The organism is Tenacibaculum bernardetii (genome assembly GCF_029125915.1).
GTDB lineage: Bacteria > Bacteroidota > Bacteroidia > Flavobacteriales > Flavobacteriaceae > Polaribacter > Polaribacter bernardetii.
Genome location: NZ_JAQJCU010000004.1, coordinates 1 through 13,301, shown reverse-complemented (window position 1 = coordinate 13,301; position 13,301 = coordinate 1). Strand labels below are relative to the sequence as shown.

At 31.4% G+C, this 13,301-nt stretch carries 18 protein-coding genes and 2 tRNA genes; 6 read left to right on the top strand and 14 right to left on the bottom strand.

Translation table 11 applies throughout. The features are described 5' to 3' along the window. Positions 1-51: 51 nt before the first annotated feature. Genes rnc through P2G10_RS04265 form a run of 3 tightly spaced genes read right to left on the bottom strand, consistent with a single transcriptional unit; the run spans position 52 to position 2,290 of the window. Positions 52-789, bottom strand: coding sequence for a ribonuclease III (rnc, locus tag P2G10_RS04275; RefSeq protein WP_275315315.1), 738 nt, complete (start codon positions 787-789; stop codon positions 52-54). Positions 790-795: 6 nt separating this feature from the next. After that, the gene (fabF, locus tag P2G10_RS04270) at positions 796-2,046 is read right to left on the bottom strand and encodes a beta-ketoacyl-ACP synthase II (RefSeq protein WP_275315314.1); all 1,251 of its coding nucleotides are present in this window, start codon (positions 2,044-2,046) and stop codon (positions 796-798) included. A 7-nt stretch (positions 2,047-2,053) separates the two neighbouring features. Continuing rightward, entirely contained in the window at positions 2,054-2,290 is a 237-nt protein-coding gene (locus tag P2G10_RS04265; RefSeq protein WP_068702406.1) for an acyl carrier protein, read from the bottom strand. Between the two features lie 178 nt (positions 2,291-2,468). Between P2G10_RS04265 and purN the strand changes: the two genes are divergently transcribed. Both purN and P2G10_RS04255 read left to right on the top strand, forming a co-directional pair. Next, positions 2,469-3,038, top strand: coding sequence for a phosphoribosylglycinamide formyltransferase (gene purN, locus P2G10_RS04260; protein WP_275315307.1), 570 nt, complete (start codon positions 2,469-2,471; stop codon positions 3,036-3,038). Next, positions 3,031-3,669, top strand: coding sequence for a ribonuclease H1 domain-containing protein (locus P2G10_RS04255; protein WP_218772034.1), 639 nt, complete (start codon positions 3,031-3,033; stop codon positions 3,667-3,669). The genes purN and P2G10_RS04255 overlap by 8 nt, the downstream gene beginning before the upstream one ends. A gap of 54 nt (positions 3,670-3,723) precedes the next feature. Here the strand turns inward: P2G10_RS04255 and P2G10_RS04250 are convergent, their stop codons facing one another. Further along, positions 3,724-4,071, bottom strand: coding sequence for a toxin-antitoxin system YwqK family antitoxin (locus P2G10_RS04250; protein WP_218772033.1), 348 nt, complete (start codon positions 4,069-4,071; stop codon positions 3,724-3,726). Positions 4,072-4,238: 167 nt separating this feature from the next. Here P2G10_RS04250 and P2G10_RS04245 point away from each other — a divergent pair, with 167 nt between their 5' ends. Both P2G10_RS04245 and P2G10_RS04240 read left to right on the top strand, forming a co-directional pair. Beyond that, positions 4,239-4,592 (top strand): DUF1304 domain-containing protein, encoded by a 354-nt coding sequence (locus P2G10_RS04245; RefSeq protein ID WP_218772032.1) that lies wholly within the window; start codon positions 4,239-4,241, stop codon positions 4,590-4,592. Positions 4,593-4,658: 66 nt separating this feature from the next. Continuing rightward, positions 4,659-5,465 (top strand): mechanosensitive ion channel family protein, encoded by an 807-nt coding sequence (locus P2G10_RS04240; protein WP_218772031.1) that lies wholly within the window; start codon positions 4,659-4,661, stop codon positions 5,463-5,465. On the opposite strand, the gene tsaB is transcribed toward P2G10_RS04240, so the two are convergent. From tsaB to cyoE, 10 genes are all read right to left on the bottom strand, one after another. Continuing rightward, positions 5,462-6,139 carry a tRNA (adenosine(37)-N6)-threonylcarbamoyltransferase complex dimerization subunit type 1 TsaB gene (gene tsaB, locus P2G10_RS04235; RefSeq protein ID WP_218772030.1) on the bottom strand — a complete coding sequence of 226 codons (678 nt, stop codon included), beginning with the start codon at positions 6,137-6,139 and terminating at the stop codon, positions 5,462-5,464. The two genes, P2G10_RS04240 and tsaB, sit on opposite strands and share 4 nt — an antisense overlap. A 90-nt stretch (positions 6,140-6,229) precedes the next feature. After that, entirely contained in the window at positions 6,230-7,564 is a 1,335-nt protein-coding gene (locus P2G10_RS04230; protein ID WP_275315306.1) for a TolC family protein, read from the bottom strand. A gap of 203 nt (positions 7,565-7,767) precedes the next feature. After that, positions 7,768-7,992: a hypothetical protein gene (locus tag P2G10_RS04225; RefSeq protein ID WP_218772028.1), complete on the bottom strand. Its 225-nt coding sequence runs from the start codon at positions 7,990-7,992 to the stop codon at positions 7,768-7,770. Then, a complete protein-coding gene (locus tag P2G10_RS04220) occupies positions 7,985-8,506 on the bottom strand; it encodes a DUF420 domain-containing protein (RefSeq protein ID WP_275315305.1) in 522 nt (173 codons plus the stop codon). Before P2G10_RS04220 ends, P2G10_RS04225 begins: the two co-directional genes overlap by 8 nt. Position 8,507: 1 nt before the next feature. Beyond that, complete coding sequence (locus P2G10_RS04215; RefSeq protein WP_275315303.1) at positions 8,508-9,155, bottom strand: SCO family protein; 648 nt, start codon at positions 9,153-9,155, stop codon at positions 8,508-8,510. After that, positions 9,142-9,843, bottom strand: coding sequence for a hypothetical protein (locus P2G10_RS04210; RefSeq protein WP_218772025.1), 702 nt, complete (start codon positions 9,841-9,843; stop codon positions 9,142-9,144). Before P2G10_RS04210 ends, P2G10_RS04215 begins: the two co-directional genes overlap by 14 nt. A 43-nt stretch (positions 9,844-9,886) precedes the next feature. Next, on the bottom strand, positions 9,887-10,225 hold the full coding sequence (locus P2G10_RS04205; RefSeq protein ID WP_218772024.1) for a cytochrome C oxidase subunit IV family protein: 339 nt from the start codon (positions 10,223-10,225) through the stop codon (positions 9,887-9,889). 19 nt (positions 10,226-10,244) lie between these two features. Then, the gene (locus tag P2G10_RS04200) at positions 10,245-11,258 is read right to left on the bottom strand and encodes a cytochrome c oxidase subunit 3 (RefSeq protein WP_218772023.1); all 1,014 of its coding nucleotides are present in this window, start codon (positions 11,256-11,258) and stop codon (positions 10,245-10,247) included. 56 nt (positions 11,259-11,314) lie between these two features. Further along, positions 11,315-11,899: a cytochrome c oxidase subunit 3 gene (locus P2G10_RS04195; RefSeq protein ID WP_218772022.1), complete on the bottom strand. Its 585-nt coding sequence runs from the start codon at positions 11,897-11,899 to the stop codon at positions 11,315-11,317. Beyond that, positions 11,899-12,756 (bottom strand): heme o synthase, encoded by an 858-nt coding sequence (gene cyoE / locus P2G10_RS04190; protein WP_218772021.1) that lies wholly within the window; start codon positions 12,754-12,756, stop codon positions 11,899-11,901. The genes P2G10_RS04195 and cyoE overlap by 1 nt, the downstream gene beginning before the upstream one ends. Positions 12,757-12,972: 216 nt before the next feature. Between cyoE and P2G10_RS04185 the strand changes: the two genes are divergently transcribed. Further along, positions 12,973-13,044: transfer RNA gene (locus P2G10_RS04185), tRNA-Gly, on the top strand. 53 nt (positions 13,045-13,097) lie between these two features. Next, positions 13,098-13,181, top strand: a tRNA-Leu gene (locus P2G10_RS04180). The last annotated feature ends 120 nt before the right edge of the window (positions 13,182-13,301 follow it).

Sequence of the window (13,301 nt, the reverse complement as noted above, 5' to 3'; positions counted from 1 at the left end):
AATGTATCTAAAATATAATGTGAAATTTATGAAAACGTTTTCGTACTAATGTTAAGAATTTTCCATTTGACTTTGCATTGCAAAATATACTCTTTTTGCAGCAATTTCTTCGGCTTTCTTTTTAGAGGTAGCTCTTCCTTTACCTATAATGTTTCCATCAATACTAACGCGCACACTAAAGTGTCTCTTACTTTGGTTTCCGGAATCTTCGTATGATTCGAATTTATACTTTTTCTTATTCTTTTGGCACCATTCTATAACAAATCCTTTATAACTAGATATTTTTCCCTCTAACCTTTCAATATCTACATAAGGCAATACTACTTGATCGTAAATAAATTGATTACAATAATTATAACCTCTATCTAAATAAATAGCACCAATTAGTGCCTCAAATATATTACCGTAAATATTATTACTAATATTAGCTGGTGGAATGTTACTTTTTACAAAACGAAGTAATTCTAAATCTTTACCTAAAGTATTTAAATGTGCCCTACTTACAACTTTAGATCGCATTTGAGTTAAATATCCTTCATCTCCTTCCGGAACTTTTTTATACAGGTAAGATGCCATTACTGACCCTAAAATAGCGTCACCTAAAAACTCTAATCGTTCGTAATTAATGGGGCGTCCTTTTTCATCCACTAATTTTAATGACCTATGTGTAAACGCTTTCTTATAATGTGAAAGTGTTATAGGTTTAAAGTTGAGCAGCTCTTTTAATTCGTAGTAAAAATTTTCATCCTCTTTATTTTGTGGCTTAACTATTCTACGAAGAAAATTCATAAGAAATTAATCTAATTTTCTAAATACTACACAAGCATTATGACCACCAAAACCAAACGTGTTACTCATTGCTACTTTAACCTCTCTCTCTTGAGGTTTGTTTAACGTTAAGTTTAACTCAGAATTGATATTTTCATCAACATTTACATGATTAATTGTTGGAGGGATAACTCCGTGTTCCATCGCTAATATAGAAGCAATCGACTCTACCGCTCCAGCAGCACCAAGTAAGTGTCCTGTCATAGATTTTGTTGAATTAATATTGATGTTTTTAGCATGCTCACCAAAAACTTCAGATATCGCTTTTAATTCTGCAACATCACCTAAAGGTGTAGAAGTACCATGTGTATTAATATGGTCTACATCTTCTGGCTTTAAACCTGCATTTTCAAGACAATTTTTCATTACAGCTATTACACCAATTCCATCAGGATGTGGTGCTGTCATATGGTAAGCGTCAGATGACATTCCTCCACCAATAACTTCTGCATAAATTTTTGCTCCACGTGCCTTAGCATGTTCGTATTCTTCTAACACAAGCGCTCCTGCTCCTTCTCCTAAAACAAAACCATCACGTTCGCCATCAAAAGGTTTTGAGGCTGATTTATAGTTTTCATTATTTGTAGAAAGTGCGTGCATTGCATTAAAACCTCCAACACCTGCATATGTAATAGCAGCTTCACTACCACCTGTTACAATAACATCACAGTGTCCGAGTCTTATGTAATTTAATGCATCGATCATCGCGTTTGCTGATGATGCACATGCAGATACCGTTGTATAATTAGGTCCCATAAATCCATTTTTAATAGAAATATGACCTGGTGCGATATCAGCAATCATTTTAGGAATAAAAAATGGGTTAAATCTTGGTGTACCGTCTCCAGCACCAAACTCCATAGCTTCGTTTTGAAAAGTTTCTAAACCTCCAATACCAGCTCCCCAAATTACTCCTACTCTAAACTTGTTAATTTCGTCTAGGTTTAGTTTCGAATCTACTATTGCTTCATCAGAAGCTACCATAGCATATTGCGTAAACCTATCCATTTTACGCGCATCTTTTCTGTTGATGAAATCTGTTGCGTTAAAGTTTTTTAACTCACATGCAAAACGAGTTTTGAACTTGGCAGCATCGAAATACGTTATAGGCGCAGCTCCGCTAACTCCGTTAACCAAGCTATCCCAATACTCTTCTATATTGTTTCCTATTGGCGTTAATGCGCCAAGTCCAGTTACTACAACTCGTTTTAATTGCATATAAATATTATTTTTTAGCTTCTTCGATATAGCTTACTGCCTGACCTACTGTACCAATGTTTTCTGCTTGATCGTCTGGAATTTGGATATCAAATTCTTTTTCGAATTCCATGATTAATTCAACAGTATCTAAAGAATCTGCTCCTAAATCATTTGTGAAGCTTGCTTCGTTTGTTACTTCGTTATCGTCTACTCCTAATTTATCTACGATAATCGCTTTTACTCTTGATGCTATGTCTGACATAATTTGTTTGTTTTAAAATTTAAAATCGATGCAAAAATACAAATCTTAGTTATTAATTCTAACTTTTGCTCGAAAATGTGTGGTCTAATATAAAAAAAATATTGAATATTTTGCTACAAACACCACCGTTGTTAATAATTATTCTTTTTTTTGTAGTAACAAAATACTTCTATTTATCATGAAACGTATCGTAATTTTTGCTTCTGGTTCTGGTTCTAATGCCGAAAACATCATAAAACACTTTCAAAATTCCAATATTGCTACTGTTACTCACGTGTTATCTAACAATGAACATGCCAAGGTTTTTGAAAGATGCGAACGTTTAAATGTAAATGCATCTTTGTTTGATAAAGAAAATTTTGAGAAAGAAGATACTGTTTTAAACTTTTTACATGTTGAAGCTGATATAATTATACTCGCTGGTTTTTTATGGCGTATTCCTGCTAAAATAGTTGCTGCTTTTCCTAATAAAATAATTAATATTCACCCTGCATTATTACCGAAATACGGCGGAAAAGGCATGTATGGCATGAATGTTCATAAGGCTGTAAAAGAAAATAATGAAACAGAAACGGGAATTACAATTCATTATGTAAACGAGAATTATGACGAAGGTGCTATTATTTCTCAAACAAAAACTGCACTTACAAATACCGATACTACTACTGATATTGCAAATAAAATTCACCTGTTAGAACAAGAGCATTTCCCTAAAGTTATTGAAAATATAATTTTACAAAATGTCTAAAAAGAAAAAATACTACGTTGTTTGGAGAGGTAAAAAAACAGGTGTTTTTAACTCTTGGGATGTTTGCAAAAAACAAATCACAGGTTTTGAAAACGCACAGTATAAAGCCTTCATAGACAAAACTGCTGCTGAAATTGCTTTTACAAAAAGCTATAATGAATACATAGGTAAAGACACTAAAAAAGTTATTTTATCTGCTGAAGAAAAAGCCAAATGCGGAATTCCTGATTTAGAAAGTATTTCTGTAGATGCTGCTTGTGCTGGAAATCCTGGCGTAATGGAATACCGAGGAGTTTTAACAAAAACTAAAAAAGAAATCTTTAAAATGGGACCTTATAAAAAAGGAACCAATAATATTGGTGAGTTTTTGGCTTTGGTGCACGGAATTGCGCTCTTAAAGAATAAAAAAATGGACAACTATCCTATTTATTCAGATTCTAGAACAGCAATGAGTTGGGTTAAAAAAAAACAATGTAGAACTAACGTAACTTTTGACGCCAGTAATAAAGAGATTTTAGATCTAATAAAACGTGCCGAAAAATGGCTCAAAGAAAACACCTTTACAAACCCAATATTAAAATGGGAAACGAAGGCTTGGGGAGAGATTCCTGCTGATTTTGGTAGAAAATAAAATAACCGAGTAAAAAACTCGGTTATTTATATAAATCAATAAACTAACTAAATACTATTTAACTGCCATTTTTGTTTCTTCTCTCCAGGTCTGAACACTCGCTATAACATTATCTGAGTAATCAATTTCCTTTAAACCATCTTCTTTCCACATAAACCACTTCCCTACTTTTTTACCAGCATTGTAGTGTGCAATTGTTTTTTTATTTCCACTGGCATCAAAAGACGTCCAAGTTCCTGATAATTTTTTATCCTTAAAAAACCCTTGCTCTTTTACCTTACCATCTTTATAAAAATAAGTTGCTTTTACTAAATCACCTGATTTTTCAAATTTTGGTTCTATATCTTGAGCTTGTAGTAATGATACTGATAAAATACAAGCTGCTATTATTAATTTTTTCATATCTAAATTTTTATAATTAACACTTATAATCCAAATATATAAAAATATTTACACAATACAAACATTTAGATAACATTAATTTAACATTGCGATTATTCCTTTATGAATGAGTATTAATTTTTAAATTTGATTTTTTAATGACTTAATCTTATAATTTTATTTACAACATGAATATTTCACAATATATTTTAACAGGGTTGGTTGCTTTAATTCATATATACATTATGATTTTAGAAATGGTTTTATGGACAAGACCTAAAGGAATAAAAACGTTTGGTTTAAAAAATAAAGAATTTGCTGAAGAAACAAAAGTACTCGCAGCAAACCAGGGTTTGTATAATGGTTTTTTAGCTGCTGGTTTAATTTGGGCTATATGCTCACAAAAAACAGATGTCGCTATTTTCTTTTTAACTTGTGTTTTTATAGCAGGTATTTATGGTTCTTATTCTACAAAAAAGCCTAGAATTTTTATTATTCAATCTGTACCTGCTTTAATTGGTATTGTCTTGTTGATGCTGTAAATTGCAGTCACATAAAAGAAATAGTACTCGATACTAACTTTATTTATTAATTTTTAAATTATATACATGAAAGAATATTTAGATGAACTTCAAGTTTTATTAATAGAATACACTCCAAAACTTATAACGGCTATTGCTATTTTAGTTATTGGTTTGTTTATGATTAAAATGATGGTTAAGCTTTCTAAAAAAGTAATGACCAAACAAAATGTCGATCTAACGCTTCAAAAGTTTCTAGGTGATTTAGTTAGCTGGTCACTTAAAGCCTTATTGTTTGTTACCGTTATATCTCAACTAGGTGTTGCAACTACATCTTTTGCTGCTATTTTAGGAGCCGCTGGTTTAGCCGTTGGTTTAGCATTACAAGGATCACTTGCTAATTTTGCTGGTGGTGCTTTAATTATGATGTTTAAGCCGTTTAAAATTGGTGATTTAATAGAAGCTCAAGGAATAACTGGTGTCGTAAAAGAAATACAAATCTTTAAAACCCATGTAAATACTCCTGGCAATAAATTAGCTATTATTCCTAACGGATCATTATCTAACGGAAACATTATTAATTATACTGCAGAAGGAAACTTAAGAGTAGATTTAACTTTTGGTGTTTCTTACGATGCCGATATTAAAAAGACTAAAGAAGTTTTTATGAAAGTTTTAACTTCTAATCCTAAAGTATTAAAAGATCCTGCACCGACTGCAAAAGTATCTGAGTTAGCAGATAGTTCTGTAAACTTTGCAGTTAGACCTTGGGTAAAAACTGAAGATTATTGGGAAGTACATTTTGAAACTATCGAAAGTGTAAAACTTGCATTAGACGAAGCTGGAATAGACATTCCTTATCCACATACTGTTGAAATTCAGAAACAAGGTTAAACTTTCTTTTTTTCAGGAATAGCAATAAAATCTTTTAAGTAAAAGGGTTCAAAATAAGCGACATCTTCGATGTCGTTTTTTTTATACTTATTGTAACTCAATACTGCCATTTCTTTGGCTGACGGAAATTCATCTTCAATAAATACAGCGTTATCATGAATAATTACCTCTTTACATTTAGCTGCTCCATCACCTAAAAAATAAACTTTTCCTTTTGATAATTCCTCTTTAAAAGAATCTTCAGTAATTATTTCTGCTTTAATTTCTCTTACTTGCTCGTAAATTGAATTATAAACAGCTGAATATACTTCCATTCTTCGCGCATCTAGTAATGGCACTATCAATCCTTCTTCAATAGAAATACTATGTGCAAGTGATTTTAAAGTTTCTATAGAAATTAATGGCTTATCAATAGCAAAACACATTCCTTTTGCTGCAGAAACTCCTATGCGAAGCCCTGTATAAGACCCAGGACCTTTACTAACTGCTACTGCATCAAGATTACTTGTTATTACGTTAGCTTCTTTTAAAAGATCTTGAATAAAAGGGTGTAATTTTTCTGCATGAGAATAATTACCATCATTTAATTCTCTAATAGCTAAAACTTCTCCGTTTTTAGCCAAACTAACCGAACAATTTTTAGTTGCAGTTTCTATGTTAAGTATCAATGCCAAGTTGTAAATTTTTGAGCAAAGATAGTCTTAAAAAACAAAAAACTCATCAGCTAAAAAGCGATGAGTTTTATTAAAATATTGATTATGTTTTTAATCTAATAGAATATCTTCTCCGTAGTAAAACTTTAATACTTTGGTTGTAAATACGTAGTTATACTTTGCTCTAATCATTGTTCCTTCAGCGTTTACTAAACGATTACGAACCTGATCATAATCAAATTGTGTCATAGAACCATAATCATAACTTACCTGTGCATTTTTAAAAGCTTCTTTCTGTGCTCTTAGTGAAAGTTCTGATGCCTCAAATGATTTTGCCGCTGCTTTTGCATCCTGATAAGATTGCTCTATTGTTTGTTGTAATTGTAATTTTTGGCTATCTAATCTTGTTTCTGTAATTAGCTTACTAATTTTAGAACGTTGCACACTAGCATCCGTTTTAAAACCGTTAAAAATCGGAATATTAACATTAAAACCAACTCCATAACCTAAATTATTATCTAATTGAGTTAAAAAATCAGGATTAGAAAAACCTGTTGGTAAGTCTAAATTATATCCATAATTTGTTCCAACACTACCCGAAGCTGTTACAGATGGCATATATGCCGATCTTGCGATTGCAATAGAAAGATCTGCATTTTTAATATTTAATTTTGCTCTAGCAATTTCTGGCCTATTTGTTAAAGCCTTTTTATACACCTCTTCTGAAGTACTATATAACATTGCTGAAGATGGTGAATCTATTTCTATTTTCGCTACATCAAAATTATTAAAAGGCACTTGTAATAACTGTGATATATTAAGTAATGCTAAATTCAAAGCATTTTCTTGAGTAATTACGTTTTGTGCATCATTTGCCGCGGTAGACTGTACGTTTAACAAATCGCTTTTAGGAACTGCGCCAGCATCAAATTGTGCTTTTGCTCTCTCTATTTGCTTCTGGCTAATAGTTGCTTGAGTTGTTGCTACAAGTAAGTTTTCTTTAGCAAACAAAGCATTTAAATAAGAATTAACAACTCGTAAAGCTATATCATTCTCAATTACTTGTAAATCTAACTTACTTCCTTCTACACCTAATTGTGCTTGTTTATAGGTATTTAAAACTCTGTAACCATTAAAAACAGTAATACCCGAAGACAAACCAAAAGAACCACCAAAGTTACTTGTAGAAACTCTGTTGTTTGTAACAGGATCAAAACCTGAACCAAATCTTAAATTACCTCCTGTAGAAGCATTTAAAGATGGTAATTTATTTCCTTTGGCATTTTTAACATCTGTTTCTGCAATATCAATATTAAGCTGATTCTGCTTTATGGTAATATTGTTTTCTAGTGCGTGAGTAACACACTCTTTAAGTGTCCATTGTTTCTGAGAAAAACCAGCTAACGTTGTAAATAAAGCTGCTACTAATACAAATTTTGTTTTCAAGACGAATATTTTTTTGTTCATTATAGTTAGTCAATTTGTGTTCCAAAAAAGAAACAAAACATAATTACCTATATGAGAGATAATTACGAAAATTAAAATCTTTTTAACTGTTTGATTATGAACGTTAATAGTCACAAAATCGAACAATTACTTTTTAGATTTTTTTATATGACGACTAAAAATAGAATTTGTTACAAAAACTCTTAGTTTAAAGTTTTATTTTTTGTCTTTTTATTATATCTGTAAATAAAGTATGCTAAAGTACCCACTAAGATATATGGAAAAACCATTAAATAGGTGATTCCGTTGTTAACTCCTTCAGCAATATCCTCACTACCACCTTCAACAACTGCCTTACACATAGCACATTGTGCTGATGCACTTGCGGAAAGAATTAGCAGAACAATAATTGAAAAATTTTTATACATAGTATGGAGATATCATTAAATATACAATTACACCAGTTACAGCAACATACAACCATAAAGGAAAAGTAATTTTTGCTATTTTTTTATGCTCAGGAAAATTCCCTAACCGTGCTCTCATAAACGTTATTAAAACAAAAGGAATTACTACGATAGATAGTATAATATGAGTTATTAAAATAAAAAAATAAATATATTTTACTACTCCTTCACCCCCAAAATTAGTAGAATTTGAGGTCATATGGTACGCTACATACATCACTAAAAATAATGCTGAACAGATAATTGCTAAGGTATTTAATTGTTCGTGTAACTTTTTATTTCCTTTTTTTATTGCAATAACTGACGCTACTAATAATACTGCTGTTAATCCGTTTACACTCGCATATATTGGAGGCAAAAATGACAACGGCTCAACGTTTGGAATTTTAATTCCGAATAAAGCTGCAACAGCTAACGGAATTACAATTGAAACGATGGTTATTAATCTTTTATATTTTTTTTCTTCAGTATTCATTTTATTCCTTCAATAATAATTTAATATCCTGTTTCAATTCTGTAATTTGATTTCCAAAACCGTGTTCATCTAATGCGCGATAATACATAATCGGGTTTCCATGTTCGTCATAACGAGAACGTATGTATCCATTTTTATCAACTAAAGCAAATAAACCTGAATGTTCAAATCCGCCATGAGAAACCTCTCCTTTACCTGCAAACAATTTAAAACCTTCGTTAGATAAACCATATACTGTCTCTTCTGATTTGCCAGTTAGTAAGTGCCAATTTTTATGGTTAATTCCATTTTTTTGGGCGTACATTTTTAATTGATTTGGAGTATCAATTTCTGGTGTGATAGAAAAAGAGGCGATTCCGAAGTTAGGATTCCCCATAAATTCATTCTGAATGGTAACCATTTCAGCATTCATTAAAGGGCAAATTGTTGGGCAGGTAGCAAAGAAAAACTCGACAACAAAAACCTTATCATCAAAATTCTTATTCGTAATTGTTTTACCATCTTGATTTATAAATTCAAAAACAGGAACTTTATTGAATTTGTGTAAATCAGCAGTTTGAAAATGTTTTATAATCTTTGGTACGGCATAGATACCAAACAATAAAATAATAAAAGAAATACCTACGTATGAATATTTATTTTTTTTCATTTGAAATGCTGTTTTTTCTTCGATCATCACTACTGTTATTCTTCTTCAATGCTAACTTATATTCTACTAAAACAACGCTGATATCATCAATCATATCGTTTTTAAGTTCTGCTACAGATTTCATTGTATAGCCAAATAAGTTTTTATCTTCTAAACTATTAATAGTTGATTTACCTCTTCTTAAATTAAGTTCTTTATCTATAATATAAGCTTTTGGTGAATGAAAATTTTCATCTAAGGTACTTTTAGTTTTAAAACTTTCATGTAACGCCTGCATCTCTTCAGGAGAAGCAAATACAAAGTTCCATCGAGTTAAATCGGTATTAACACTTAACATTTTTTTCAAGTCTTCTACTGCTTCTCTTTGACTCTCGTCAACTAAAGAAATCATTTGAAAACTTACATAATTAGAAAAATTATTGTAAATTTTTTCCTTTAAATTATAAACCTCTCCTTTTACGAAGTTAATATCGTTTCCTAAAAAAGTAACTACGGTAACTCTTTTATCAAAAGAAATGCTTTTATCAATTAAAGAAATATCTATAACATCTTTAGATACTATTGGTAATTTCCCAAAATTATGTGTTCCTAATTGTAATAATACATAGAATAACAATGGCACTATAAATAGTGCAAACAAGACAATAAATTTTTTAGCTTTACCCATTTCAGTTCTAATTAAAGTCAAAAAAAGGTGGTTAAAACCACCTTTTTTTAAAAATATTATTTGATTACCATTTTACTAATGGCGCCAATGTTTCATGTAAATAACCTCCTTCTATTAAAACTATAAATAATAGATAAGAAACTAAAAAGACTAATACCCAAACAATTGCTCTTCTAAACCATGTTTTTTCACCCTCTAAGTGCATAAATGCCCAAGCAATATAGTATGCTTTTACTAGCGTTAAGATGATAAAAAACCAGTTTAACCAGCTCGTTCCCCATCCATGTAAATGCATTGCATCTGGTTTAACAATACCAAAAGCTACTTCTACAGTCGTTATAATTGTTAAGATTGCTAAAACAATCCAAATTCTTTTTTTATTTGATTCGTGTGCGTGACCCATTTTTAATATCGCTTTTAAATTATACTAAGTAGAAGAAGGTAAATACAAATACCCAAACTAAATCTACAAAGTGCCAATATAAACCTACTTTTTCTACCATTTCATAATGTCCTCTACGCTCGTATGTACCTAGTACAACGTTAAAGAAGATAATGATATTAATGATGATTCCTGATAATACGTGAAAACCATGAAAACCTGTGATAAAGAAAAAGAAATCTGCAAAGATTGGATTACCATATTCATTCACCTCTAAGTTTGCTCCTTCAACAACTTGATTTGCTAAAGCTAATTTCGCTAAACTTTCTGCTCTTGATAAAATTACTTTTTGCTTCGTTTCAGGGTTTAATTGCTCTGTTCTAATTAACAAAGATGGATCTGCTTTAAAAGCTTCTTGAACTTGTGCTACTGAATACTGAGAAATTGTTTCTTCTTTTTCAAACCACAATCCGTTTTCACGAGTATGCTCTACTCTATCATCTTTTCTCTCAACATGTACAAAGTCAGCTAAAGCGATTTGATGGTACTTAGGTTTACCTTCATCATCAACACCATCTTGCTTTGCAAACTGTAAAATATGATTGTTAGAAGTTTTAACCGCTCCGTAAGAACCGTTAATAAAATTTTTCCATTCCCATGCCTGAGATCCAACGAAAATAATTCCGAAAATAATGGTAGCAAACATGTACCAAGCTACTTTCTTCTTTTTCATTTGATGACCAGCATCAACAGCTAATACCATTGTTACCGATGATATAATTAAAATAAATGTCATTAGCGCAACATAATACATCGGTGCATGTACACCATGTAGTCCCGGAAAGTGAGTAAACACCTCATCGGCAATTGGCCATGAATCAATAAATTTAAAACGTGTTAAACCATACGCTGCTAAAAAACCTGAAAAAGTTAATGCATCAGAAACGATGAAAAACCACATCATCATTTTACCATAACTAGCGCCAAATGGTTTTTCACCACCTCCGCTCCAAGTTTCTTTGTTATCAGAATTTACAGCATTATTTGCTTCCATAAATCTCTTTTTGTTAATTTTTGTTAAAACAGTGCGCCAAAATTACGCATTTTTCATCATCTTATGAAATAGAAAAAGAAAAATAGATAAATCCATAAAACATCTACGAAATGCCAAAAGATTCCACCTAGCTCAAACCCAAGCATATCCGATGCTGAATATTTCTTTTTAAAATGATTATAAATAACCACCAAGAGCACAATTATACCCGCTAACAGGTGTAAAACGTGCATAAATGTTATTCCTAATATAAAAGATGTAGACACAGTACTCTCTGGCCCGGTAAAATATAACCCTACAGATTTTAATTCATTAAAACCTACATATTGATACCATACAAACCCTAAACCCAATATTAAAGTGACCAATAAAAGCCCTAATGAAGCTTTTAAATTATCTTTTTTTAAAAATTTTTGAGAGAAAATTAAGGTAATACTGCTTAACACAATTAAAACAGTACTAATATAAAAAGCTTGAGGTAAATCGAAACTAACCCAATCATCACGCTTCATACTTATAACATAAGCACTTGTTAATCCTGCAAAAAACATTACCATACTAATCATCGAAACCCATAACATTGGTTTTGCTGATTTTCTCTTACCTGCTTTTAATTCTTCTTGTAACGTTTGTTTACTCATTAGTGTAAAAATTTATCTACCACATAAATTATGGGTACGATTGTAATATAAAAAACACTGGCTAGCATTAATTTTCTAGCATCTGTATTTTCTTCTGATTTGTATAATTGAAAAGCGTAATACAACATTAACACACCTAGCAATAATACTATTACTGCTGTTAATGGATAAATGTAAAAACTACCTGTTACTTTTAAAACCGGAGCAACCGACATTAAAATCATAATACAGGTATAAAAAATTATTTGCACAATAGCTCCTTTGTTTTTTTTATCCATAGGAAGCATATGAAGACCTGCTTTATTATACTCTTCAAACTGTAACCAACCTATTGCCCAAAAATGTGGGAATTGCCAAAAAAACTGAATCATAAATAAAAAACCAGCTTCAACACCAAACTCGCCTGTTGCAGCAACCCATCCTAGCATAAAAGGAATTGCACCAGGAATGGCACCTACAAAAACAGCTAAAGGTGTTACAGCCTTTAAAGGCGTATAAGCACTTGTGTATAAAAAAATAGAAATTGCACCAAACAAAGCACATTTAGGATCTATTACATATAATATACCAATACCTGCAATCGTAAAAACAATTGCAATTGTTAACGCTACCGTTACGCTCATTCTACCTGCTGGCAAAGGGCGATTTTTAGTACGCTGCATTAACGAATCAATATCTTTCTCTATAACTTGGTTAAATGCATTAGATGCACCTACCATTAAGTACCCTCCTAATGACAATAATAAAACTATAGTATAATCAATTGTTTCTGCCCCCAACAAATAACCTGTAACTGATGTAAAAACAACACTTATAGACAAACCAACCTTGGTTAATTGTTTAAAATCGTTAAACATTGATTTGAAAGAGGGTTTAATATGTACTGGTGAGATAGAATCCACTTCTAGTTTTATTTTTCGCAAAGATATTTCTTTCTTCTTTAATGACCATAAAAAAAAATAGTAATCGAAATATAAAAAAATTAAAAAATTATTTTGCCGTTTAAAAAAAGGTGTTATATTTGCACCCGCATTGAAAGCAATGCAACGTTCTTTAAAATAATTTTTGACTACGCGAAAGTAGCTCAGGGGTAGAGCATCACCTTGCCAAGGTGGGGGTCGCGGGTTCAAATCCCGTCTTTCGCTCTGAGACTTTCTTAAAAAATATACCAAGTTTGATTGTAATGCAATCAAATCACGCTGAAGTGGTGGAATTGGTAGACACGTTGGACTTAAAATCCAATGACCCTTGGGTCGTGCGGGTTCAAGTCCCGCCTTCAGTACTAAACCTCGCTTTTATTAGCGAGGTTTATTTTAAGAAAGCAGTCAAAAACATATACATATACCAGCTGAAGTGGTGGAATTGGTAGACACGTTGGACTTAAAATCCAATGACCCTTGGG

Excerpts from the sequence above, each read along its gene's own strand:
- P2G10_RS04205 (WP_218772024.1), bottom strand. The coding sequence starts at position 10,225 with ATGGGTCACGCACACGAATCAAATAAAAAAAGAATTTGGATTGTTTTA.
- P2G10_RS04250 (WP_218772033.1), bottom strand. The coding sequence starts at position 4,071 with ATGAAAAAATTAATAATAGCAGCTTGTATTTTATCAGTATCATTACTA.
- P2G10_RS04215 (WP_275315303.1), bottom strand. The coding sequence starts at position 9,155 with ATGAAAAAAAATAAATATTCATACGTAGGTATTTCTTTTATTATTTTA.
- purN (WP_275315307.1), top strand. The coding sequence starts at position 2,469 with ATGAAACGTATCGTAATTTTTGCTTCTGGTTCTGGTTCTAATGCCGAA.
- P2G10_RS04220 (WP_275315305.1), bottom strand. The coding sequence starts at position 8,506 with ATGAATACTGAAGAAAAAAAATATAAAAGATTAATAACCATCGTTTCA.
- P2G10_RS04195 (WP_218772022.1), bottom strand. The coding sequence starts at position 11,899 with ATGAGTAAACAAACGTTACAAGAAGAATTAAAAGCAGGTAAGAGAAAA.
- P2G10_RS04240 (WP_218772031.1), top strand. The coding sequence starts at position 4,659 with ATGAAAGAATATTTAGATGAACTTCAAGTTTTATTAATAGAATACACT.
- rnc (WP_275315315.1), bottom strand. The coding sequence starts at position 789 with ATGAATTTTCTTCGTAGAATAGTTAAGCCACAAAATAAAGAGGATGAA.
- P2G10_RS04255 (WP_218772034.1), top strand. The coding sequence starts at position 3,031 with ATGTCTAAAAAGAAAAAATACTACGTTGTTTGGAGAGGTAAAAAAACA.
- P2G10_RS04245 (WP_218772032.1), top strand. The coding sequence starts at position 4,239 with ATGAATATTTCACAATATATTTTAACAGGGTTGGTTGCTTTAATTCAT.
- P2G10_RS04200 (WP_218772023.1), bottom strand. The coding sequence starts at position 11,258 with ATGGAAGCAAATAATGCTGTAAATTCTGATAACAAAGAAACTTGGAGC.
- cyoE (WP_218772021.1), bottom strand. The coding sequence starts at position 12,756 with ATGTTTAACGATTTTAAACAATTAACCAAGGTTGGTTTGTCTATAAGT.
- fabF (WP_275315314.1), bottom strand. The coding sequence starts at position 2,046 with ATGCAATTAAAACGAGTTGTAGTAACTGGACTTGGCGCATTAACGCCA.
- P2G10_RS04225 (WP_218772028.1), bottom strand. The coding sequence starts at position 7,992 with ATGTATAAAAATTTTTCAATTATTGTTCTGCTAATTCTTTCCGCAAGT.
- P2G10_RS04265 (WP_068702406.1), bottom strand. The coding sequence starts at position 2,290 with ATGTCAGACATAGCATCAAGAGTAAAAGCGATTATCGTAGATAAATTA.